The sequence below is a fragment of the Lentzea sp. NPDC059081 genome (assembly GCF_042738015.1).
Classification (GTDB): Bacteria; Actinomycetota; Actinomycetes; order Mycobacteriales; family Pseudonocardiaceae; genus Lentzea.
Map to the genome: position 1 here is coordinate 1 of NZ_JBHYGW010000063.1, position 1329 is coordinate 1329.

Sequence of the window (1329 nt, forward strand, 5' to 3'; positions counted from 1 at the left end):
GGCAGGGCTTCGGCAAAGTCGTTTCACCTGGACGCAAGGCGGGCACGGCGCTCGTTGATCATGTGAGTGTCTAAGTCGCATGATCTTGTGGGAGTGCCGTGCCCGCCGTGTCAGCTTGCCCGATTCCCGCTGTGCTGGATCGGCTGGCCCAGATAACTGATGATCGAGTCGCTGACCTGCGTGAGTTCGTCGGTCGTGTGCCGGACCCGCGCGCCCGGCGGGGTGTTCGGCATTCGTTCGCCTCGATCTTTCTGTTGGCCGCGGCGGCGGTCGCGGCCGGCGCACGGTCGTTCACCGCGATCGGCGAATGGGCCGCGGACGCGCCACAACGCGTCCTCGAATGCCTCGGCGTCAGGTTCGACCACCGCCGGAAACGGCATGTGGCCCCGGACGAGTCGACCCTGCGCCGGGTGATGTCGCGAGTGGACGGTGATCGGATGGACGAGCTGGTCAGCGCATGGCTGGACCAGCATGTTCCTGAACGCGAGCCGGCCGATCCGCCGCGCGCGGTCGCGGTCGACGGGAAGTCGGTCGCGGGCACCTTCGGCCGAACGGGCGGCAGCGGGGTGCATCTGGTCGCGGCGTTACGTCACGACACCGGCACCGTCGCCGCCCAGCTGCACGTGTCCAGCGGCCACGAACGCGCAGCCTTCGAACCACTACTCGACCAGCTGGATCTCGCAGGCATGGTGATCACCGCGGACGCCCTGCACACCACCCGTGACCACGCCTTGTTCCTGCACTACCGCAAGGCGTTCTACCTGTTCACGGTCAAAACCAACCTGCAACTGGTCTACTCACAACTCGACGCCCTGCCCTGGCACACGATCCCTCGGCTGGAGTTCAGCGAGTCCGGACACGGCCGGGCAGAACGCCGGACAGTGCAGGTCACACCCCTGGGCGACTACGTCGGCCATCCGGTCGTCGACTTCCCCTACGTCACCCACGCGTTCCTGATCGAGCGCTACACAACCTGCCGTTCCACCGGCATCCGCTCCGCGCGCACCGCGCTCGGCGTCACCAACCTGCCACCCCGGCACGCCCACCCACGCGACATCCACCACTACATCCGCGGCCACTGGGGCATCGAGAACCGTCTGCACTGGGTCCGCGACGTCACCTACGGCGAAGACTCATCTCGCATCCGCACCGGCAGCGGACCTCGCCCCATGGCCAGCCTGCGCAACCTCGCCATCAGCGCACTACGCCTCCACGGACACACCAACATCGCAGCAGGGCTACGAGCCATGGCCCGCAACCCCACCCGACCACTCCAACTCCTCGGAATCCCCACCTGACAAGCCAAAATGACTTTGCCGGGACCCTGCC

Annotated in this window: 1 protein-coding gene; it reads left to right on the forward strand. The window is 67.0% G+C overall.

Annotation, left to right across the window (positions count from 1 at the left end; genetic code table 11):
• Positions 1-131: 131 nt before the first annotated feature.
• Complete coding sequence (locus tag ACFWV3_RS45695) at positions 132-1298, forward strand: ISAs1 family transposase (protein ID WP_382420665.1); 1167 nt, start codon at positions 132-134, stop codon at positions 1296-1298.
• Positions 1299-1329 lie beyond the last annotated feature (31 nt).